General features: G+C 43.5%; 19 protein-coding genes. 10 read left to right on the top strand and 9 right to left on the bottom strand.

Annotated elements, in window-relative coordinates:
* Positions 1-38 precede the first annotated feature (38 nt).
* Complete coding sequence (locus tag MD536_RS09785; protein WP_239598421.1) at positions 39-1346, bottom strand: OmpA family protein; 1308 nt, start codon at positions 1344-1346, stop codon at positions 39-41.
* A gap of 120 nt (positions 1347-1466) precedes the next feature.
* Between MD536_RS09785 and MD536_RS09790 the strand changes: the two genes are divergently transcribed.
* Both MD536_RS09790 and MD536_RS09795 read left to right on the top strand, forming a co-directional pair.
* Entirely contained in the window at positions 1467-1988 is a 522-nt protein-coding gene (locus MD536_RS09790; protein ID WP_239598423.1) for an RNA polymerase sigma factor, read from the top strand.
* Between the two features lie 5 nt (positions 1989-1993).
* Positions 1994-2716 (top strand): tetratricopeptide repeat protein, encoded by a 723-nt coding sequence (locus MD536_RS09795; RefSeq protein WP_239598424.1) that lies wholly within the window; start codon positions 1994-1996, stop codon positions 2714-2716.
* Here MD536_RS09795 and MD536_RS22060 read toward each other — a convergent pair.
* Together MD536_RS22060 and MD536_RS09805 are read right to left on the bottom strand one after the other, a co-directional pair.
* A complete protein-coding gene (locus MD536_RS22060) occupies positions 2708-5266 on the bottom strand; it encodes a CHAT domain-containing protein (RefSeq protein WP_239598426.1) in 2559 nt (852 codons plus the stop codon). The genes MD536_RS09795 and MD536_RS22060 overlap by 9 nt on opposite strands.
* 42 nt (positions 5267-5308) lie before the next feature.
* Positions 5309-5728, bottom strand: coding sequence for a VOC family protein (locus tag MD536_RS09805; protein ID WP_239598428.1), 420 nt, complete (start codon positions 5726-5728; stop codon positions 5309-5311).
* A 109-nt stretch (positions 5729-5837) separates the two neighbouring features.
* Here MD536_RS09805 and MD536_RS09810 point away from each other — a divergent pair, with 109 nt between their 5' ends.
* On the top strand, positions 5838-6824 hold the full coding sequence (locus tag MD536_RS09810) for a GlxA family transcriptional regulator (RefSeq protein ID WP_239598429.1): 987 nt from the start codon (positions 5838-5840) through the stop codon (positions 6822-6824).
* Here MD536_RS09810 and MD536_RS09815 read toward each other — a convergent pair whose 3' ends face one another.
* Genes MD536_RS09815 through MD536_RS09825 form a run of 3 tightly spaced genes read right to left on the bottom strand, consistent with a single transcriptional unit; the run spans position 6825 to position 11048 of the window.
* Positions 6825-9290: an alpha-L-rhamnosidase-related protein gene (locus tag MD536_RS09815; RefSeq protein WP_239598431.1), complete on the bottom strand. Its 2466-nt coding sequence runs from the start codon at positions 9288-9290 to the stop codon at positions 6825-6827.
* A gap of 51 nt (positions 9291-9341) precedes the next feature.
* Complete coding sequence (gene dctA, locus MD536_RS09820; protein ID WP_239598432.1) at positions 9342-10589, bottom strand: C4-dicarboxylate transporter DctA; 1248 nt, start codon at positions 10587-10589, stop codon at positions 9342-9344.
* Between the two features lie 42 nt (positions 10590-10631).
* A complete protein-coding gene (locus tag MD536_RS09825; RefSeq protein ID WP_239598438.1) occupies positions 10632-11048 on the bottom strand; it encodes a hypothetical protein in 417 nt (138 codons plus the stop codon).
* 95 nt (positions 11049-11143) lie between these two features.
* On the opposite strand from MD536_RS09825, the gene MD536_RS09830 reads away from it, so the two are divergent.
* The 3 genes from MD536_RS09830 to MD536_RS09840 all read left to right on the top strand — a co-directional run bounded on the left by MD536_RS09830 (position 11144) and on the right by MD536_RS09840 (position 12871).
* The gene (locus tag MD536_RS09830; RefSeq protein WP_239598439.1) at positions 11144-11653 is read left to right on the top strand and encodes an RNA polymerase sigma factor; all 510 of its coding nucleotides are present in this window, start codon (positions 11144-11146) and stop codon (positions 11651-11653) included.
* Positions 11643-12257, top strand: coding sequence for a hypothetical protein (locus tag MD536_RS09835; RefSeq protein WP_239598441.1), 615 nt, complete (start codon positions 11643-11645; stop codon positions 12255-12257). Before MD536_RS09830 ends, MD536_RS09835 begins: the two co-directional genes overlap by 11 nt.
* Positions 12258-12328: 71 nt before the next feature.
* Positions 12329-12871, top strand: a complete 543-nt coding sequence (locus tag MD536_RS09840; RefSeq protein WP_239598443.1) for a YciE/YciF ferroxidase family protein — start codon at positions 12329-12331, stop codon at positions 12869-12871.
* Between the two features lie 53 nt (positions 12872-12924).
* Here MD536_RS09840 and MD536_RS09845 read toward each other — a convergent pair whose 3' ends face one another.
* Entirely contained in the window at positions 12925-13647 is a 723-nt protein-coding gene (locus MD536_RS09845; RefSeq protein WP_239598444.1) for a LytR/AlgR family response regulator transcription factor, read from the bottom strand.
* On the bottom strand, positions 13634-14695 hold the full coding sequence (locus tag MD536_RS09850; RefSeq protein ID WP_239598446.1) for a sensor histidine kinase: 1062 nt from the start codon (positions 14693-14695) through the stop codon (positions 13634-13636). The genes MD536_RS09845 and MD536_RS09850 overlap by 14 nt, the downstream gene beginning before the upstream one ends.
* Before the next feature lie 209 nt (positions 14696-14904).
* On the opposite strand from MD536_RS09850, the gene MD536_RS09855 reads away from it, so the two are divergent.
* The 4 genes from MD536_RS09855 (at position 14905) to MD536_RS09870 (ending at position 21263) form a co-directional block, all read left to right on the top strand.
* Positions 14905-15303, top strand: coding sequence for a DoxX family protein (locus tag MD536_RS09855; RefSeq protein ID WP_239598448.1), 399 nt, complete (start codon positions 14905-14907; stop codon positions 15301-15303).
* A 47-nt stretch (positions 15304-15350) separates the two neighbouring features.
* Complete coding sequence (locus MD536_RS09860) at positions 15351-16517, top strand: iron-containing alcohol dehydrogenase (protein WP_239598450.1); 1167 nt, start codon at positions 15351-15353, stop codon at positions 16515-16517.
* A gap of 325 nt (positions 16518-16842) precedes the next feature.
* Positions 16843-19854: a SusC/RagA family TonB-linked outer membrane protein gene (locus tag MD536_RS09865; RefSeq protein WP_239598459.1), complete on the top strand. Its 3012-nt coding sequence runs from the start codon at positions 16843-16845 to the stop codon at positions 19852-19854.
* Between the two features lie 17 nt (positions 19855-19871).
* Positions 19872-21263: a RagB/SusD family nutrient uptake outer membrane protein gene (locus MD536_RS09870; RefSeq protein WP_239598461.1), complete on the top strand. Its 1392-nt coding sequence runs from the start codon at positions 19872-19874 to the stop codon at positions 21261-21263.
* A gap of 5 nt (positions 21264-21268) precedes the next feature.
* Here the strand turns inward: MD536_RS09870 and MD536_RS09875 are convergent, their stop codons facing one another.
* Positions 21269-22798, bottom strand: a complete 1530-nt coding sequence (locus MD536_RS09875) for a sulfatase (protein ID WP_239598463.1) — start codon at positions 22796-22798, stop codon at positions 21269-21271.
* Positions 22799-22823 lie beyond the last annotated feature (25 nt).

The raw sequence follows: 22823 nt of genomic DNA on the forward strand, positions 1-22823 counted from the left end.
CCCTGTTTCAGAACTGGTTTAATGGTAAATGGATCCGATTACTGCTTTATAAATTCAACCCGGCGGTTGCTGGCTTTTGCTTCTGCCGAATTGCGGTTGTCGATAGGCTGACTGCTACCCTTTCCATCGGTACTAAGGCGAGAGGCATCAATTCCGAATTCAGTCACCAGGATATTTTTCACTGACTCCGCTCTTTGTTTGGAAAGGGTAAGATTTCCGGTTGCACTGCCATCACTATCGGTATGACCCACTATAGCAACTTTGACAGCTGCATTTTCTTTTAATACCTGGGCAATTTCTTTTATCACGCCATAACTGGATGGTTTAACGATGGCCTTATTAACATCAAACAGGATAGCGTTGGTAACAAATTTACCTTCTGTAATCAGTTTGGAACGGGTATCCGGCATTCCTTCGGCTACGCGAAGCTGTGAGATAGCATAACTAAGTCCCTCTGTGCCATATAGATTGGCATGAAAAAGCAGCCGATACTGCTGGGCGGGATCAAATGCCCTGGGAAGATCAATCAGCTTTGTTTCATTGATGTAAACACGAAGTCTTGTTTTCTGGCGCCATACAGAAACCTTCGCCTTACGATTGTATTCACTCGCCCAATACAGGTTTTTCGCAATACTATTGTTAATGATTTCATTCCCCTCGGCATCGCGCACTGTGAAATTGACGCTTCCTTCGGATGAGGCATTAAAGGAAACCCAAACGGCTGATGGTTCATCCGGTGTAAGCAAACTCTTGCTATCTCTGACAAATCCAAAAGAAAAGGCTTCGTTTGTAGGTGTAAAATCACCCAATGCTAACAGCTCAAATTCAATAGTGCTGTTATCCGGAAGTTTATTCAGGAATTCAGGATAATAATAGCCAACCTGGGTCAGGTTCATCCAATGCTGATCTGATCCATCAACAGTAATGACTTCGCCGGAGGAGTTGGTATTCCAGCGGGCCGGAAAATCACCAACCGCATCCTGGGAAAAATCCTCTATGGCAACAATTTTTTCTCCTGGCACAAAATCGAATTTGCTGTATCGTTTGAACTCGGATCCGGAGGCTGCACCGGGTGATGTTCCCGGCTTTTTGGCAGTATCAGCGCCTGTGATTTCTTCCTCTTCTTCATCTTCCTCTGCAGTTTTTTCTGCTTTTTTCTTTTTCTTAAATAAGCCATTGATACCCTCTTCTATTTTGTCAAGGCCTTTGTCAATTCCTTCTTCGGTACGCTGATCTGCGCGCTGGGTGGTTTTGCGTTTTACTTTTTCTTTCGGATCAATGGTTTGAGCCCCGCTGTTAAAGTAAAACACCAGGGAAGCCAGTAATACTAGTACAATAGATTTCATATTTGCAATGGTTTTGTTGGTAGCATCCTTATTAGTAGTGAAAATGAAAAAAGGTAAACATGCCTGGAGAAATTTTTTTTATGTTTACTTTTTCGGGATTTCAACACTAAAGAGCAGGACTTGAATCGAATCGAAGCATTAAAAAGAGGCGATCCATCTATCACCCGTATGGAATACGAAACCAACAGGGAGGGATTTTTTGCGTTCCTGCGTAAACTGGGAGCATCTGAAGAATCATTAGCAGATCGTTACCAGGATGCCTTTATAATATTGCTGGAAAATATCCGGAAAGGCAGGTTGGATCAATTGGAAGCCAGGTTGAGTACCTATTTGTTTGCTATTGGGAAATACAGTTATTTCAACTCAAAAAAACAGCCCGACTTGATTCCTTTGGATGAAAACAGTGAAGTCCGGCTCAGCTGGGATCCCTTTACGGATTCCTTACCCGAAGGATTTACTGAAAAGCTGGAACAACAATTCCGGTTATTGGGTCTGAAATGCCAGGAAATATTAAAAGCATTTTATTACACCGGATTAAAGCTGGATGAAATTGTATCCAACATGGGTTATGAAAATAAAGAGACAGCCAAGAGCCAGAAATCCCGCTGTCTGCAACAATTAAAAAAACAGCTACGCAGTTAAGTAGTATGGATACAACTGATTTATTAAACCGCTATTTCGAAGGGAGTCTCAGCCCGGAAGAAGAACAGGCTTTTCTGCTGGCACTGGATTCCGATCCTGAACTAAAAGAGGAATGGACCTTCAGAAAAGAACTAGGTGCAGGTTTGCATATTCTTCAACGAAAGCAGGACAAAGAAATGCTCCGGAAATGGGATGCTGAAAGAAAAAGCGTCAACCCGTTCAAAAAGCTGCTGGCAGTGGCTGCAATGCTGGCTGTTATTGCATTGGTTTACTGGATCTACTCCACGCAGCAACAATCCGACAACTTATATGCTCACTATTTTCAGGCCTATCCCAATGTAATACGCCCAACGGTTCGCGGGGAAAGAGCTGATACACTCAATAGTACCGTTCTCCAGGCTTTTCAACTGTATGAAGAAGGCAGGTACAAAGATGCCGGTTCCTTATTTCAACAAGCCTATCAATACAACAGGGAAGATTATACGCTTTTTTATGCTGCAATTTGCCAGATGGAAACCGGTGATCTAAAAGAGGCCATCCAACAGTTCGAAGCTATACCCTGGAAAAAAGATGCGTATGCACTGAAATCCTGGGCGGACTGGTACCGTGCGCTGGCTTATTTAAAGCTTGGCCAGGTTCAGGAAGCAAAGGAGCTACTATCCCAGCTAAGCAGGGAAAACCATCCGGCTTCCAGCCTTGCAATCAAACTATTGGGGGAATTAAACTGATTTTTGTTTTCTATACACCAGCCATCCGCCCAACATAACAGCAACACCTGCTAATAACCAAACCCAGTAATAGCTGTTCTTTTGCTGAATGGCAGCCGTATTCCCATTTAGTATAAAGCCTGCCCAATAATAAGGATGCTGTTTAGCAGGATTGGCTTTCAAAAAATCATTTTTCGCGTGTTGCAATGCAGCCGCTTTGTCGTACCCTTTGCCCAGGTATTGATAAAAGCCGGTGATAATTTCTGCTGTTTCTTTATCCGGAACTTCCCACAGCGAATAAACAGAAGATCTGACTCCTGCGGCACTCATCGCATGAGAAAGACTCATTAGTCCCTCTCCCTTCACCATTGCACCGATTCCAGTATTACAGGCACTCAACACCACCATTTCTGCAGGTAAATCCAGGTTGTATAACTCATAAAAATGCAATCGCTCAGTTTTAGAAAATACCAGGTTGGAAGATTCGTAGGAGAGCGTGTCCAATTCTGCATGCATGGCAAAATGATAGTAATCAAACTTGCCAATTGTACTTAAGAAGTTAGTTCTGCTCGCTGCCTGACCTTCGAAAACAGTGCCCTCGAAAATTGATGCAATTTCCTTAGCTTCCTTTTGTGCAAAGGGCAACTGATACAAGCCCGTACCCCTTGTTGCAATGGAACGATTGGATTCAGGAAGTTCCGGATAGGCCGGTGCAAATGCTACCAGTTTATTATTCTTAGCTGGATGCGATTTCGTTTGCTGATGAATGGTCCACAACGGTAATGAATAAGCGTAGGAGAGGGAGAACTGATCAATGAGGTGCCTGCCATCTGGCAGTAACAGTGTTTCAAAGGCCAGAAATCCCAGGTTTTCATCGGGAATGATTATTAGCTGTTGACTATTGCTGGCAACCAACTGTAGAGGATTAATCAGTTTCGAAGAAAGTTTTTTCAGTAGCGGAAGGTAATCCGGTCGGATGCCTGTTATGGCCTGCTGCACATCATTAACAAGTGAAACGATTTCAGCATGTTTTCCAATTCTGTTCGTTTTTATTCCTGACTTCCTGATCTCCAGTACATAGAGGGCCGAATCTGTAAGATAGTATCGAAGCATCAGTTGATTGCCGGATAACTTATTCTGCAGATTGGCAAGTTTAAAATCTACGGAAACAGCCTGGGGTTGTTGAGCCAGCTGTCCATTGTACCGATGCAACATTTTCTTCCAGATATGGCGGGAACCATTGTTCTCAATTACCTCGATAACAGCGTCCGTTACCTCGCCACTCAACAATCCTTCCATGATACTGCGATTCAATCCATCCAGGTATTTATTATAAACTCCTTCCTGGTAATAGGTTTTGAACATAGCCGCTGCCAGTAAAAAAATCTGCTGACCTTCCTTTATAGAAGTCCTGCCTGTGCGCGATAAACGTCGTAGAACCTGTCCGGCTTTGGTAAGTACCTGGATATAGTTATAACTGGACAAAGACCTTAAATCTTCTATCGTAAGTTTGGAAATAGTGGAGATGTCAACCTTTTTCCGGGTCATCCTGGATAACAGGCTTTCAATATTGCTGATCGCAGCATCCTGTTGACCCAAACCTTCCAGCAATTCCGCTTCCAGCACCATCAGGCTGTACCAACTCGAACCTGACCAGGACGTATCGGTTCTTGAAAGTGCGAGTTTGGTGTATTGAAGTGCTGAACTAAAAGCACCCCGATCATATTCCAGGATTGCCAAATTAGCAGCGGCCTTCATCAGGTAGAAAGGCTGCACGGCCAACCGGCTAACTTTATCATAATATTGCCGCGACAATTCAAATTCCCTCCGGTTCTTGAATGCATAACCCGCCGTTTCCAGTGCAGTTAAAAGATATCCGGAAAGTTCAATTGCTTTGTCCGGAGGGCTTTGACGAAATAAGTTCTCCATTTGGCTCACCCAATGCTTTAACTGTACCACAGAATCCGTAGCTGCATAATACCGGATACAGGCCAGAATGGTTTCAGCATGAGCAGACTTGCTCCTCTTCTTCATTTCTGTGAGGTATTGGCCGGCTTCGCGGAAGGAACCATATTCAGTATGCGCTTCAACCAGGTTGCCAAGTGCTGTCACGAGTTTTCCCTGCGGTTGCGGATTGGCAGACAACCACAGTTCCAATGCCTTCGTATAATAGGAGATTTTCTTTTGCTGGCGACCCAGGTTATCCATTGCAAATGCCAGGTTGTTGTAGATCAGTCCCAATTGCTCTCTATATTTTTCTGGCATCGTCTCCAATTCCAATCTGGCCTTCTCATAATAATAAACAGCGCTGTCTGATTGTTTTAGTTCAGCACTCATATAAGCAATATCAAACCACAGTTCAGCTCTTTTAGCCGAAGAAGCAATTGCTACTGATTGTTCTGTCAGTGCGCTTTTGCCAATAGAGAGCGCTTTTGACCAGTTGCCCTCTCCTGCCACCTGGTGATATTGATTGGAATAGCCTGACAGAATACTGTCTGCTTCTTTAGTTGTTTGTGCAATAGCACCAAAAGAAAATAAATTTATTCCTGTTACAAGTAGGTATACACGCACTCAACCAAAATACTACATTTCAGCAAAAGCCAACAGCTTCGTTCAGGTTTTGTCATAGTTCGCAAACTTCAGTAACCACTGATTCCCGAAACGATCGGTTAATCCACCAAATAAAACACCCCAATAGGTGCGCTCGATTTCCTGGGTGCTTTGTCCGCCTTCTTTCAATCGTTGATAACAGGAATAAAATTCTTCTTCAGAAACGCAATCCAGGAGGATGGAAACTGAATTTCCTTTAATCAATTCGCCATCTGCCACCATATCCGTTCCCATTAGAATCCAGTCATCTTTAATCAAACTTGCACTCAGGATAAAATGTTGCAGAGATTCGGGAATTTTTTCAGCAATTGGTGTGTCGCCAATCGTTTGCCAGCTCAACTCCCCTCCCAGGCAATCGCGATAAAACAGCATGGCTTCCCGGCAATTACCATTGAAGCTGAGGTAAGTAATCAGTTGGCGCATCAGCGAAATCATTTGATTCAAAATTCATCATCCTGAACCGAAGAAAGGATTGCTGATTGCGACGGAATGCGGGGTGGTTTCCGTCAGCGTTTTCTTGTAAATTCATACTATGAAATCAATCTCCATCCTGGTTCCTCCAGGTGCGGTTATGGAAGCCGTTGCTGATCCCAGGTATCTGTTCACGACTGCCAACCAGTTTCTTGAAGCTGCCGGCAGACCTCCTCTGTTTTCCATTCAACTGGTTGGACTTGAAAAACAAACCAGTTTGCTGAATGGTGTATTTTCCATCCAATCAGATAAACTAATCAACGAAGTGGATCAAACTGACCTTATCATCATTCCTGCAATTTCGAGTCCGATTGGTCCGGTGCTGGATATGAATAAGGCATTTATCCCCTGGCTGGTGAAACAATACCAGCAAGGCGCAGAAATCGCATCTCTTTGCCTTGGAGCTTTCGTATTGGCTGAAACCGGTTTACTGGATGGGAAAAAATGTTCTACGCACTGGGCCTTTTATAATGAGTTCAGGGAAAGGTATCCGGAGGTAACCATAATGGACGGCCATATCATAACAGAAGAACAGGGGATTTATTCCAGTGGTGGCGCGAATTCCTATTGGAACCTGCTGATTTATCTTTTGGAAAAATATACCAACCGCGAAACGGCTATACTGGCCTCCAAATATTTTGCAATTGATATTGACCGAAACAGCCAGACTGTCTTTGCCATTTTTAACGGACAGAAAGACCATGCTGATGAAGACGTCAAAAAAGTGCAACATTTCATCGAAAAAAATTTCACAGAAAAATTATCGGTTGAGGAGCTCGCTAAAACAGTTGCCATGAGCCGCAGAAGCCTTGAACGACGTTTTCGCCAGGCAACCAACAACACCGTAGCAGAATATATCCAGCGTGTAAAAGTGGAAGCTGCCAAACGTAGCTTTGAAGCCACCCGCAAAAATATCAATGAAGTAATGTATGATGTTGGATATACCGATACAAAAGCATTTCGGTCTTTGTTTAAAAAGATAACCGGACTCAACCCGGTGGCGTACCGGAATAAATACAACAAACAGCTTCAGGAATTGGCAAACTGATTATTCCACTTCAATCAGGAGCTTTGGAACAGGATAAGCCAGGCTGGACTGGTAGCTGACCTTTTTTCCATTGATCCGGATCTTTTTGGATCGCCAGCTTTCCGGCATCCGGATAACAGCAGTTCTACCGGGAGGCAGTTGATATTCCCACTTTGAACTTGCTCCATTTTTTTTCCAGTTTACCTGAACCAGTTCATTCTCACCAACTGGAACTGCTCCGTTTGCCCATTCAATTTTATTGCCATCGTAGGGTTTGATGGCTATCTGCGCATAACCGGGACTGTAAGATGTTATACCCAGCAGATTTACAGAGCAAAACAAGAGCGGAGAGCCACCCCAGGCATGACTGTAATCGCCCCTATAACCTGTGGCACTGAGATCCTGCCAGTTTTCTTTCAGGGTATAGGTACTGGTATCAATTCCATTCTTCCAGCGATCTACCAATGCAAGTCCCTCGTCTGTTTTATTTAACTTGGACATAGCTGCCAGCACATAGGACATAAAATAAGGCTGTAATTCATAGTCCTGTTGTGTTACAACATAGCGCATCAGCGATTCCATCCTGCCGGGTTGCGTAATTCCATATAACACCGCCAATGTATTAAAATGAGCACTGTAGGTTATGATGCTGGTATCAGCAGGAAGCCAGAAGGAAGGGGAGACGGCGGTCATTCCCGGAATACCATCGCGGTACAATTTTCTACCGGGGTCCCATAACCGCGCTTCTATTCCGTTTTGGATACTGTCTGCCAGTTGCTTGTACCAGGAAGCTCTTGACAAATATGCAGAAGCAACTGATTTTTTGCTTCCCCATTCGTGTAACCAGGCAAGGTCTTGCAAGGCTTTGAAATAAAAGGCAGTCATATAACCCGTGCCAATCATAGCGGGAGGATGATGTGCATTAAATCGATCGATTTTAATCCAGTCCATGAACATATAATTGGGTGCATTGGCAACCAGGTAATCTTTATTGAGATAGGATCGGAAAAGAAGCATCAACTGATGCGCATGAGGCAACAATTCGGTAAGAATGGATGCATCGCCCGTGTACTGAATATACTGGTGCAGCATCTGCACCCAGATCAGGGAATAGCTGGTATGAAACATCCGGTACTGGTTCTTTTCCATCATTTGTGCCGTCTGAACCAGGTTTTGGCGGGTTAACCAGGCATCTCCGAAAGCATACCAGGCATTGAGTGATTCAATAAAATAATCACCGGTGCAGGCATTGGGTTCCTGATGCATGGGTGAATCATAGAACATATCACCCATGCAAAGTTGCGTGGTATAGCGGGCGATGGACCAAAGCCTGGTATAGAAAGGATCCGAGCAGGAAAAACTGCCCCGGTACACCAGGGGATAACTGGTAAATAGGGCTTCGAAAGTTGTAAAATTCACTGGCATTTTCGAAGCAACCCGAACCTTCAGGTACCTGAAGGCGGAGAGATTGGGGGAGCGGTACTTGTTTATTCCCTTTTTGGCAATAATTCTGATGGCACGTGAGGGACTGGCTACATAATCCTTCTTTTCAAATGGTATGATTTCAATCGTATCGCCTTCATTGGCAATAAAACTGCACTGAATCCTGGCAACCCGGTTACGTTCGAAATCCAGCAAAAATGAGGAATCTGCCAAAAAACGTTCAGGCATGGGAGTTAGTGGCTGAATTGGCGCCTGCATCAATTCAGGAATATTGCTCCGGAACAAACGGGTATTGGATAGGCCTTGTTGCACAGCCGCCCTTTTCCAGGTGGAAGCATTAAAACCAGGTTGGGACCATGCTTCGGGTTCGATGCCAGCCTGCCACTCCAGCCAGTCGCCTTTTTTTTGCAGGCTGGTATCCAGCATAGCCTGCCAGCTGGCATCGGTGCGCAGGATTGTCTGGTCTCCCGATTTAATTTCGGCGAGTAAGCCACCATAGGTACTGGTAATTTCAGACCATTCAAGTGCATAACTGAACACTTCAAAAGCAATGGAATTGGTTCCGCTTTTTAAATGCGCACTGATATCGTAGATACTGTAATACCAATAATCAGGGGCTTTTGTATCATCATAATCTCCGCCTGTATTAACAGGACCTTCAGCAGCAAGTATACCATTGATATATAACCGAAAACGTACATCTGCTGTACAATACAGGTAGACCGGTGAAGTGCCGGGTTTCCAGTTCAGCTCTTTCCGAAAGAAAACACGGTAGGGAGAGTTCCTGTTTTCTGGTCCCAACCAGGTGGTTTTGGTGCGTTGATACGCTGGGTAGTCCTCCGGATTCAACCAGATCCAGTCGGCCGTCCAGTTAATTTCAGGCAGAAGCCGGGCGGGATGAAAATTGTAAGGTGCAACAGTTGGGCTGCCATCCACCTGTTTCAACTGAAAAGGAACGGTGTTGGTTTGAGCAGTCAGACTGCCGGGCGCATAAAACGCAAGTAAAAAGAAAACAAAAAACCTGGCTAACGGAATTGAACGCATGCCCCTTATTTTATTAAAGGAAAGTGTACCATTCAGCACTACTGTAACCAATCAGGCTGCCTCCTTGCCCTGGTCCACTACTGCCCTGTAAGTAGGCATATCGATAGCGTCTTCCATTTTGGCAATAACAATGGTAGCAACAGAGTTTCCGATAAAATTCACCACTGCCCGGCCCTCACTCATGAATCGATCCACACCGATCAGCAGTGCCAACCCTTCCAGGGGTATAATTTTTAGGGCCGTAAGTGTTGATGTAAGAACGATGAATCCACTTCCGGTTACACCTGCTGCACCTTTACTCGTAATCAGCAGGATGCCGATGACGGTTAGTTGCTGTCCCAGGCCGAGCTGAACATCAAACACCTGGGCCAGGAAAATAACTGCCATACTCAGGTATATGGTAGTACCATCGAGATTAAAAGAATAACCGGTAGGCACAACAAGACCCACTACTTCTTTTTCACAACCCGCATTGGTCAGCTTTTCCATCAGTGAGGGCAGTGCAGCTTCACTGCTGCTGGAACCAATTACGACAAAGATTTCTTCCTTAATGTATTTGAGCAGTTTCCAAAGATTGATACGATAATAAAGACATATCAGATTGAGTACCACAAAGATGAAGAGAAAGCCTGTCAGATAAAAAGTCATCATCAGTTTACCAAGAACTGCAAGCGTTCCGAATCCATATTCACCGATTGTATAGGCCATTCCACCAAATGCACCAAGCGGACTAAGGCGCATGATGATATGAAGAATATTAAACAGTACCTTGTTGATCTTTTCAAAAGAAACCAACAGGCTATTACCTGCGGATCCGGTCATTTTTAAACCAATGGCAAACAGGATGGAGAAAAAAAGTACCTGCAGAATATCTCCTTTGGCGAAAGCATCCACCACATTGGAGGGGACGATATGCGTGAAAAATTCCGCCCAGTCCATTTCCCCAGCCTGCTGTGCGATTTTTTCCACCTGTTGGTTAGGTCCGCCGCTGAAATTCACGCCAGCCCCGGGTTTCACAAGGTTTGCTGTAACCAGTCCGATAATCAGTGCCAGGGTTGTTACCACCTCAAAGTAGATAAAAGCCTTAAGTCCGACCCTCCCCACTTTATTAAGATCACCTGCACCAGCAATTCCCGCTACTACTGTGAAAAAAATCACGGGTGCAATCACCATCTTGATCATGTTGATGAAGGTTTCGCTGATCAGTTTGGCACCGGGAGCGAAGGAGGGGAACAGGGCTCCTACCAGGATACCTGCGAGAATTCCAATAATAACCTGAACGTATAGGTGACGAAGCATGCCGAAAAACTAACAATAAAATGGGAATTGCATCCTGAAACCCTAAAATAAATCCTGGTTGCTCAGATCAATGCGATATACATCTGATTGGTTTCTGGGAATATTCTCAATAAAAAAACCGCCCGGTTCTGGAATAATTTCAGCAAAATCAAAAGCCGTACAAGTTTTGGGAAGTGCTTCAAAAACCAGGGTAAAGCGGATGGTTTGTCCCTGTACAATGGGTGTCCAATTAGGTGCTATGGATATATTGGAGGCATGCAGGAGTCGGCTCTGAAAACCCGAAGCACGATCAATCAAAAACGTAGATTTCCAGATACGCACCAGTTCCCAACTGGCCCGGCAGGTGATGGAGGCGTGAACAATTACTTGTCCGGCTTCATCAACAGCGGTAAGCAGTTCCTGGTCAATAGCCAGTTCAGTATCCGCAACAGGTGCTTTGGTAGAGGTATCAGTGGTCATGCTGCTGTGTTAAGTTACTATAAAAAATTTGAGGCTCTTGTAACGAAACCGGAAATTGGGCGACTATCTATAGTATCAACTGGAAGAATATAACTGTGAACAACATACCGGAGAAAGAATTTTTAGCGCGGATGGAAGCAAACCGGGGCATCCTTATCAAGGTGTCCAGGTTGTATATGGACAGCAGGGAGGATCAGGAAGATCTTATCCAGGAAATCGTGCTGCGCTTATGGACCAACTACCAGCAGTTTGAAGGCAAGAGCAGTTTTTCAACCTGGATGTACCGGGTAGCGGTAAATACAGCCATCACGTTTTTACGAAAGGAGAAAAGACAACCGATACTAGTTACTGAAACTGAAAACCTGCCGGAGTTGAGAGCTGATGACCATGCTTCGGAACAGGCACAACAAATGAAGATTTTTTATAAAGCGGTGCAGTACCTGAATTCTATTGAAAAAGCCCTGATTTTTTATTTTATGGAGGGCCTATCACATCGTGAAATCGGTTCACAACTTGGTATAACAGAAAACAATGCAAGGGTGAAACTGAGTCGCACCAAAGAAAAATTACAGCAAATTATAAAACAACTTGGATATGAATCTTGATGAACTTCAGAAAGCATGGGGCAAGGAAGGATCGGACAGTGAGCCATTGAAACTCGTGCTTGAAAAATTAAATAAAGCGCATCAACCGCTTGACAGGATCCGCAGTAATATGCGGAAGGAGCTCATTTATCAGAGTATTGCAATTTTGATAATGGGATTCTGGCCCATTTATTTCAAATTCAATCAACAATTCAGCATCGCTTATTACAGCATTTACGCTTTGTTGATAATGGTATCGGTCTATTATTTTTTGCGATTTTACAGGTTTTTTAAAGAGTCGCATCAGTATACGGGCAATTCAAAAGATAATCTATATGAGTTGTATTATGAGATCCGGCTGAATATGGAAGCCTACAAATCCTTCTCTTTTTTACTGGTACCCTTTGCCATGATTGCAGCCCTTTTGATTGTATTTAGCAGGAGGTTAGTGAAGTACCCGGACAAACAATTAATGGACGCCAGCGACTGGATTGTGATTCCGGTGGTGCTCATATTAATGACGGTATTTATTATTTGGGCAACCAACTGGTGGGTAGAAAAGTATTATGGAAAACATGCAAAGCAAATACGTAAACTGTTGGATGAGTTAAAAGAGACGGAGTAAATCAAGTGTTGGCATAGTTTTTTTGATTAAAGGGAATACAATCAGATCCATTAACCAATAAACCTTTTTGTATGCCTACAAAAAAAGCAGCCAACAAGAAATCTGCCAAAATACCCGCTAAAAAAGATGCCGCCAAAGACCTGTCTTCCCTTTTTGAAGACGGATTAAAGGACTTGTACTGGGCGGAAAAAGCCCTGGTAAAAGCACTCCCTAAAATGGAGAAAAATGCTTCCGATGCCAAATTGAAAAAAGCAATTGGGAACCACCTGGAGCAAACCCGAAATCATGTAACCCGTCTGGAAGCCTGTTTCAATGCGCTTGGTAAGAAAGCCCAGGCAAAGAAATGTGATGCCATGCAGGGATTGCTGGATGAAGGAAAATCCATCATGGAAGAAACTGAAGCAGGTTCTGTGCGGGATGCCGGCATCATTGCAGCTTCCCAGAAAGTGGAGCATTATGAAATTGCCAGTTATGGAACCTTGGCAGCTTTTGCCAAAGTACTCGGACATAAAGCTGCTTTACAGGAGTTGCTCAAAACCCTGAATGAAGAGAAAAAATGCGATGAGTTACTAACTGGAATTGCAGACACCAATCTCAATACAAAAGCAATGTAAGAAGGGAAAATATTCCCCAATATGAGTCCGCCTCTGTTTATGGGGCGGACTTTTTATAGTAGAGGGTCACCTAATAAAGAAAGTACCAACTCCTTATAACTTCTCCCTATTGGGAGTTGGATGCCATTAATTTCTACTTCAGTTGCATTAAATGCCTTGATTTTATCTCTGGCAACAATAAATGAACGATGGACCCGGAGAAACCGCGCCTTATCAAGTTGCTGATCAATATCCCCCAACGCGTATTTAGTGAGATAGGCTTGTTGCCGGGTGACTATTGAGATATATTCTTTTTTACTTTCTATGTACAAAATTTCACTGAGTTCTATTTTGACTCTTTTCTTATTTACATTAATCAGAAGATACGGTGGCTCCAATTCTCCAACAGGCTGTCGTGCCAGCTGGTTCTGCGCTGGATCTATATTTTTCCTCACTTTATTTATAGCAGCGAGAAACCGATTGAAGCTAATGGGTTTAAGCAGGTAATCAACAACATTTAATTCATATCCCTCCAACGCATATTCCCGATAGGCGGTAGTAATAATAATTTGCGGTTGGTTTTTAAGGGTGCGAATAAAATCATAACCTCGTAGCTTGGGCAGATGTATATCAAGAAAAATGAGATCGATCGATTGCCGCTGTAACAACTCCAGCGCATAGATAGCGTCTGAACATATTCCCTTTAAATCAAGGAAAGGCGTTTGCCTGATATAATCAGTTAATACCTCCGCAGCAAGCGGTTCATCCTCAACGATGATACAGCTATATTTTTCCATAACTCAGTAGGTTCAGGTCCAGGTTTATTCGAAAAGCATCCATCGAATTTTGCTGTTGCAGGTGATGATCGTGATAAGTTAGTTCCAATTGTCTTCTGGTATTATAAAGTCCAATATTCCCATACTGAATTTCGGTTCCTTTTTGTTCAACTGAATTTTCAATACTAAAGTTTAAAAATCCGTCCTTTAATTTTAAATCAATGTGAACGAAGGAGTCGAAACGGGATTCACTTACACCATGTTTGAATGCATTTTCAACAAGCGGCAGGAATAAAAGTGGTATAATGCGTTGTGAAGGATCATCAATCTGTTTAGTGAAAGAAACCGTTAAGCGTTCATTATACCGAATTTTTTCCAACTCAATATAATCTTCCAAAACTCTGATTTCCTCTTGTATGGTAATGGTATCCACACTTGACTTATACAACATAAAACTCAGCAGTTCAGACAACTTCATAACTACTTCCGGGGCCTTATCCGATTTTTTCCTGGTAAGTGCGTATATATTATTCAACGTGTTAAAAAGGAAGTGAGGGTTGATCTGATTTCTAAGCATTTGCAATTCTGTGTTCATCTTTTCCCGGATCAATTCTTTCTCTCTTTCTTTATACTCCAGTTGCCGCATTCCAAATTCAATGGCAATCAATAAACCTGCAGAAAAAATAATATCAACCAATAACAACAATACGCGTTGGAATCCAAGAATTGGAGTAAGCGGAAGCTGATTTTGATATGCATACGGTGCAACCAGCCCGTGAGCAATTAACCGCATGGAATAAATCGTAATACAAAGCAGCAACACTATCTCGAGAAAATAAAAAAAGCGGTAGCGTCCTTTTTTAATGACTTTATCCAGTCCGATATAGAGTAAATAATACGCAAACAAAATCTCTGGAAGCAGGTACAGAATTCCCGCTAATACGGATCCGCGTGCCAGTTCATTAGCCGGAAGAGTAGTAATTACCGCTTTAACCCATAGATATTCAATCAGAGTTTTTAAAGAAAGGTAAAAGAGCCAGTAGGTAATATGAATGGGCAATTTCTTCATGCGGTTCAAAAGTCGATAAAAATGCAGTAAACCGAAAATAAAGCGCCGAACAACAGGAATCTACCCACCAACAGCATCCAAACTTGTATTGACTGGAGATGTACTGATTAAACAAGTAGCATTTGTCCATAGAAAATAACCAAAGCGTATCAGAAGGAATTTAGTCAAACACTGCTTTCCGCTAGCTTCATTTCATTAATTTTTATTTAATGATGAAAGCCATACTTACTAATCAACACCTGGGTATATTTTTGTTTCGGGTATTCCTTTGCCTCCAGATTCTGCATGGCGTATTGGATAATATTGTAAGCTGGAATCGAATGCTTGAATTCAGGGATTTTCTCCAATCAGAAGGATTCCCATTTCCGCTGATGAGCGCGCTACTTTCTGTTTATGGACAATTTTTCGGAGCACTATTCCTGCTGCTCGGGTACAAATCCCGATGGGCGGCAGCTGTACTGGTCCTTAATTTTATGTTGGCTGCCGGTGTTCACCTGGCGAATAACGATCCCCTCACAGCCTTGTTTCCCGCGCTGAACATTCTCTTTGGATCAGTACTTTTCCTTTTTAACGGGGCCGGGCGATTTGCACTGGATGCAAACAATTAACAGGGTATCAAACAAGCCGGGACTATCTTTGTTAAAAGAAAAAAACCATGAATAGTTTCGAATATCGCAACCCCACTAAGATTCTGTTTGGTAAGGGGAAAATTCAAAAATTGAAGGACAATATTCCGGCTAATGCTACTATTCTATTTCTGTATGGTGGCGGAAGCATTAAAAAAAATGGCATCTATGAGCAGGCAATGGCTGAGCTGACAGCGTATAAAGTCATTGAATTCAGTGGAATTGAAGCCAATCCCCGTTATGAAACCTGTATGCGGGCGGTGGAACTGAGCCGAAAAGAAAAAGTTGACTTTATACTGGCAGTCGGAGGAGGATCCGTATTGGATGCCGCAAAATTCATAGCAATCGCTATTCCGTATGAAGGGACTGATCCCTGGGAAATGTTGGTCAACCGTACAGCAGGTCAACAGAAAAAAGCCATTCAGATTGGAACAATTCTTACGCTTCCTGCCACTGGTTCAGAAATGAATGGGAATTCAGTAATCAGCAGGGAATCCACCCGTGAAAAACTTTCGTTCGGATCACCACTGGTATTTCCGGCATTCTCCATATTAGACCCTACAGTTGTAAAAAGTTTGCCGAAGATTCAGATTGCCAATGGGGTAATTGACGCTTATAGTCATGTACTGGAACAATACATGACCTATCCGGCTAACGCCCCTATCCAGGATAATTTTGCCGAGGGAATATTCCGAACGCTGATTGAAATTGGCCCAAAAGTATTAGAGAATCCGGCTGATGAAATCAGTGCGGGAAATTTCATGTGGGCCTGTACCATGGCACTAAACGGATTGATCGCACAAGGTGTTCCAACCGATTGGGCTACACATATGATAGGCCATGAACTAACTGCCTTGTATGGTATCGATCATGCACAAACGCTCGCGATCATAGGTCCTAACCTGTACCGGGTGATGTTCTCCAATAAAAAAGAGAAACTGGCACAATATGCTGAAAGAGTATGGGGCATTCATACCGGAACAGTAGATGAAAAAGCAACTGCAGCCATTGAGAAAACAGTTTCCTTCTTTCAGTCTCTCGGCGTTAAAACCCGTCTTTCCGAATATACGGGTCAATACCAGGAAACAGCCAGTATTATCCAGGATCGATTCAGCAAACGCAATTGGAAAGCCCTCGGAGAAAATGGCATTATTACATTAGATAAGGTAAAGGAAATAGTAGAGATGAGTTATTAATACTGAAAAAGCTATTTCAGTCGACAAAAACCATCTGTAGCATTTAAAGGCCTGTTCGTTGAAATTCGGACAGGCCTTTTGTATGTAACTGTAGATTTGATTCGTAAAGCAAAAAGCTACATACTAATTTTCTCATGTTACATTTATGTGATTTGTAACGAACTCGGGGTGTTTCAACATCCCGTTTTCATTTAAAAGACATGTACGCCTTTCATAGACAGATACCGGCTTTCTGTTAGATTCTTCAGCCAGCTCATTGAATCGCATGTAACACCATTCGGTGGTCGGCTAATTTCATTGGTTTAACAAACCAAATTCTAACAGTATGAGAAGTAAATGCATGATTGTACTCATGTTCCTACTTGCATTTTTCCAACAGGCCACGGCCCAGGATAAAAATGTCTCTGGCACAGTAACCAACAAAAATGGGGAACCACTGGCCAATGCGAATGTCCTAGTGAAAGGAACCAGGGTGGGCACCAGTACAGATGTTGATGGAAAATTCAGTTTGCAGGTTCCCAACAATGCCAAAACACTGGTAATTAGTTCCGTCAATTTTAAAAGCCGTGAAATCGGAATCAGCACTACCCCAATTTCAATCCAACTGGAATCCAGTACAGATGACCTCTCAGAAGTGGTGGTAGTTGCCTATGGTACTATTAAGAAACCGGAACTGACTGGGGCTATTAATACTGTAAAAGCTGCTGATATTGAAAACCGGCCTTTTACATCCGTGGATAAAGCACTGCAGGGAGCAGTACCCGGACTCCAGTCTGCCGCTGCATCCGGTGCTCCCGGAGCTATCCAGCAAATTCGGTTGAGAGGTATCGGATCCATCAACGCCAGTTCCGAACCGCTCTGGGTAATTGATGGTATTCCGGTAAACAGTGGGGATGCTTCTCGCATTACCACATCCGCAAATTTGTTGAGCACACTGAATCCAAATGATATTGAAAGCATCTCTGTATTAAAAGATGCTTCTGCCGCCTCCTTATATGGCTCAAGAGCAGCTAACGGAGTGATCCTGATTACAACCAAAAAAGGGAAATCAGGAAAAACAAAATTTCGCCTGGATACTGAAATCGGGCAGAATGATATCGCTTATTACAACAACCGCTACCGTCCTTTGAAAGCTGCAGAATACTTTGAATTAACAAGGGAAGGATTAATCAACGCGAATCTTGCTACACCTGCAAATGTCAACCAGGTAATGACTGCCAATTTTGGATTTGGGAATGGAATAGATTTTGACTGGCTGAATGCAGTTACCAGAAGAGCTAATCAGCAGCAGGTGAATCTTAGTGCATCCGGCGGAAACGAGCGTACCACCTTTAACTTATCCGGAGGTTATTTTCGTCAGGATGGGGTTTCCATTGCAAGTGGATTCAAGCGGTACAATGGGGCTATCAGCCTTGTTAACAAGGCCACCGATAAACTAACATTTTCAGGAAATATAACAGCCGGGTTTGTAAACCAGGAAGCACCTCTCACAGGAGGTGCATTCGGCAATCCTATTTTAAATGCCTATTTTTTGTTACCCTCTAAACAAGCCTATAAAGAAGACGGCTCACTAAATTATGGAGCACCGGATTTTCCCAATGGAGTAATTTATAATCCCGTTGCAGTTTCAAAATTGGATAAAAGGAGTCTGAAACAACTGGGTTTACGCGGGTCCTTCCAGGCTGATTACAAAATCCTACCCAACCTGAAATTCACTTCCCGATTTGGCATGGATTATAACGTATTGGAAGAAAATAATTATAATAACCCATTTCATGGTGATGGTCAAACTGCAAATGGACGGGGCTTCTCCTTTTACACAAGGCTGTTTAATTACAGTTTTACCAACCTGCTCGACTACCAGCTTGCACTTCTGCCAGAAAAGGATCTGAAACTTAATTTACAGGCAGGTTATGAAGCCCAGGATTCCAGAACCTTTCAGAGCAATATACAGGCAGAAGGATTTCCGGCCACTTCGGCATTAACCCTGCCAGTGGTAGCAGCTACTCCTATTGCAGCTTCTGCAACGGGATCTGACTATTCTTTTGCATCTGCCCTCTCTTCGCTCAACATCAATTTTCAGGATCGTTTTGTGGTAAGTGGTTCTTTTCGCAGGGATGGTTCCAGCCGATTTGGCATTAACAACCGGTATGGTAATTTCTGGTCTGTTGGTGCGTCATGGAACCTGGACCAGGAGAAATTCATTCAGCAAGTTGATGCCATTCAACAATTGAAAATCCGGGCCTCTTATGGTACCAATGGAAATGCTTCGATCGGAAACTACGACTGGCAACCCACTTATGGATTTGGATTTAACTACAACCAACAACCAGGCAGTGCTCCCAACAATATTGGAAACCTGGATTTAACCTGGGAACTGAATAAGCCCTTTAACGTGGGTATTGACCTGGCCATGTTCAACAACCGGGTACGGTTAAACGCAGACTATTATAACCGGAAAACAACCAATCTCTTATTAGACGCACCCTTGTCGCGTTCCTCCGGTTTTGCCACTATCCGTGGAAATTTCGGATCCATGGAGAATAAAGGAATTGAAATCAACCTTGGACTTACCTTGATTAAAGCCAAATCATTTGAGTGGGATCTTTCTATCAACTATGCATTGAATCAAAATAAAATCCTGGAAACAGTCAATAACCAGGATATTCTTGCGGGTGTGTTTATGCGTCGCCCGGGATATGATTTCCAATCTCTCTACCTGCGGGTTTGGGCTGGCGTAGATCCACAAACAGGAGATCCGCTCTGGTATACTGATGGCACCAGAAAAGAAACAACCAATAACTGGAATCAGGCACAACGGGTCATTTATGGCTCTGCAACACCACGTTATTTTGGCGCGGTAAATAACCGGTTCCGATTTAAAAATTTCAGTCTAGACGCACAGTTTTATTACAACGCAGGTAACTATGTACAGGATACCTGGGCAGGCTTTTACATGGGCAGTGGAAACGGAGGCGGTTTCAATAAAATCCTTCGTCAATATACCGATCGCTGGAAAAATCCGGGTGATAACGCCGCTCTTCCCAAATACATTTATAATGGCAATAAACTTGCTCAAAACGCTTCAACTCTTTATATCTATAAAGGAGATTATATCCGCTTGCGCGATATAACCCTTAACTACCAGGTACCCGGTACGGTACTCAAACCTTTAGGGTTTAGCAATGCGAATTTTTATGTCAGGGGAACTAACCTCTTTACCTGGGTAAGAGATAAAAATCTACCCTGGGATCCGGAGCAGGGCATCAACAGTCAAACCAACCTGAACATTTTTATTCCGAAAACTATAACAGTCGGACTTAACCTGGGCTTTTAATCCACAAATCAAGAAACATGAAACGTATACGAACTAATATAGCAGTTGCTCTTTTACTGGCTGTAACCGTAAGCAGTTGCAGCAAGGAGTACCTCGAAAAAAAACCATACAACGCATTACCAGTGGAGGACGCCATTCAGTCAGAAGCTGATCTCCTGATCGCGGTTCGCGGAAATTATTCCGGTTTACGCACCATTGATCTGTATGGAAGAACTATTCCTTTATTAGGTGATCTTATGGGCGACAACACTTATCAGTCAGTTTCCAATTCCAACCGATATACGCAGTTTAATCAATTTGCTCAATCTATTGCAGATGGTAATGCACTATTGATGTGGTCAAATGCGTATAGCAGTATTTTACGCTCCAACAATATCATCAATTCCAATATTCAGGAAACGCCCGCGATTAAAACCTATAAAGGGGAAGCATACGCACTCCGGGCGCTTATCTATTTTGAATTGATCCGGTTTTTTGCGAAGCCCTACACGGAAGCTGCTGATGCTCCGGGAGTTCCAATTGTGCTGAATTTCAATCCAACCCTGAAGCCAGGCCGGAATACAGTTGGAGAAGTATATGCACAAATTTTAGCAGACCTGAACCAGGCATTCAGCTTACTGGGTGATTATTTCAATTCTTCCCGTTTTAGTAAGCTTGCAGTTAAAGCACTGGAAGCGAGAGTCCAGCTGAGTAAAGGAGATAAAACCGCAGCACGTGCAGCCGCATTGGAGGTAATCAATTCCAATAGTTTTACACTGGTTGGTGCAGATAATTATGTAGCCTATTGGAGGAATGCGGCACCGCTTACCAATAAACTGGAAACCTTGTTTGAAGTTTCCTCTGATGCTGTAGCCAATCTGGGATTCGATGCCTTAGGTAATATTTACAATCAAAGTGGATACGGTGATTTTTTATGCGCGCCTGAATTATTTGCCTTGTATTCTGAGACGGATGTTCGCAGGCAGTTATTTGAAGCTGGGGTTCGAGGTGGTGTGCCCTCTATATTCGTCAATAAATATGTCAACATTGCTACGGACCGCGACGATACCAAGGTACTCAGACTAAGTGATGTGTACCTGATGGCTGCTGAAGCTTCCGTTGGAACTGATGATGCCGCAGCACTTTCCTACCTGAATGCTGTGGCAACCCGGAGAGACCCTGCCTTTGCAGGATACAGTTCATCCGGTAATCAGTTATTGGAAGATATTCTAACAGAAAGGAGGAAAGAGCTTGCGTTTGAGGGTCAGCGTTTCCATGATCTGAACCGATTGAAACGGCCGATTACCCGCAGTGCCAATGCACCTGCTGCAGCAAGAAATATTCCTTATCCATTTGATAAACGAATCCTGCCAATACCCCAATCTGAAATGGATGCCAATCCAAATATGACACAAAACGGAGGGTACTGATCTGGTTACGGAAGCTTCACTTCATCCGGATAGGGTACCCTGTTACCGTTAGCTTTATATGTTAACATAGGAGCTTTCCATATTCTGAGCTGATCACTCAGCAATTTGGAAAGCTCCTTTACTTTTTCCGGATGCTGAAGCGCTTTGTCCTGTTGTTCGCCGATATCTTCTTTCAAATTATATAATTCCAGCTTTTGCTGTCGCATGGAATACACCAGTTTCCAGTCGCCTTTGCGGATAGCACTATAATAGTTGATACCCGGACCGTCAACCACTTGCCATTTGTTTGGGTAATGCCAGATCAGGGGCCGGTCCGGATTGTTTTTTATTGTTGTGCTGGATAGAGCCGGTACAAAACTTTTGCCATCCACCTGCTGTACCGTTTTTACCTGTTTGACACCAGCTATTTCCAGGATGCTCGGAAAAAAGTCTTCTATGATAACAGGCTCTGAACAGATGCTTCCTGCTTTGGAATTCTTCGGCCACTTCACGAGCATGGGTACCCGAATTCCTCCTTCATATACAGAACCTTTACCCGCACGCAGTGGCAGGTTATGACTATGCGCAGTGCCTGCTCTTGGGGGAACCAGGCTTAAGCCGCCGTTATCACTCATAAACAGCACCACGGTATTGTTGGCAACACCCCTGGCCTCAAGAAATTTCATCAGGTCACCTAAACTTTTATCCATGCCCTCAATCAGGCTGGCATAATTGGCTTCCTGAGCCGGTAAGCCTGCATCCAGGTATTTCTGTACAAAACGTTTATCAGGTTGAAGAGGATCATGAATTGCATAGTGTGCCAGGTGAAGAAAAAAAGGTCGCTTATTTTCAATTGGATCCTTCAAGGATTTAATCGCTTCAAGTGTAAGCGCTTCTGTAAGAAAAGTATCCGTACCATGGTATTCCTGCAGATCGGGAACTGCCTGCACAGAAGCTTTACCAGGAATATTGCCATAATTCTCTCTTCCCTGGTAACTCTGCGGATGCCCGGCTGAATGGCCTGCAATATTTACCTGGTAGCCCAAATTATAAGGATTGGATCCGGGTGTTCCTATAGAGCCCCAATGTGCCTTTCCAACATGAATCGTGAAATAGCCGGCATTGTTCAGCAGCATTGGCAGTGGGGTTGCCTGCAGCGCATGCGGTACTTCACTCAAACCTGAATACCCGTTGTAATTCCAGTTAGCACGTTCGAACTCCTTATCCGCCTGATCCGTCGGATCATCCCTCCATGGAGAAGTCCAGTTGGTTATGCCATGATGGGCTGCATTCATACCGGTCATCAGGCTAGACCTGCTGGGTGTACAAACCGGTGTGGCATAGGCATTCGTGAACTTCACTCCTTCTCTTGCAAGTCGCTCCATATTGGGTGTATGGTATCGTTTATTCAGCGGCTGCAGACTGTCACCGAATGGAACGGATGTATCCATCCAACCCATATCATCAATTAAGAATACTATAATATTGGGACGTTGATTTTGTGCTGTTGCTTTTAGTTGGAAAAACAACAGTGCTAAAAGTGCAATTTTATTCATCTCTTAAATTATCTGATATAAAGAC

It is taken from the genome of Flavihumibacter cheonanensis (assembly GCF_022352215.1).
In the GTDB taxonomy this organism is placed as follows: Bacteria; Bacteroidota; Bacteroidia; order Chitinophagales; family Chitinophagaceae; genus Flavihumibacter; species Flavihumibacter cheonanensis.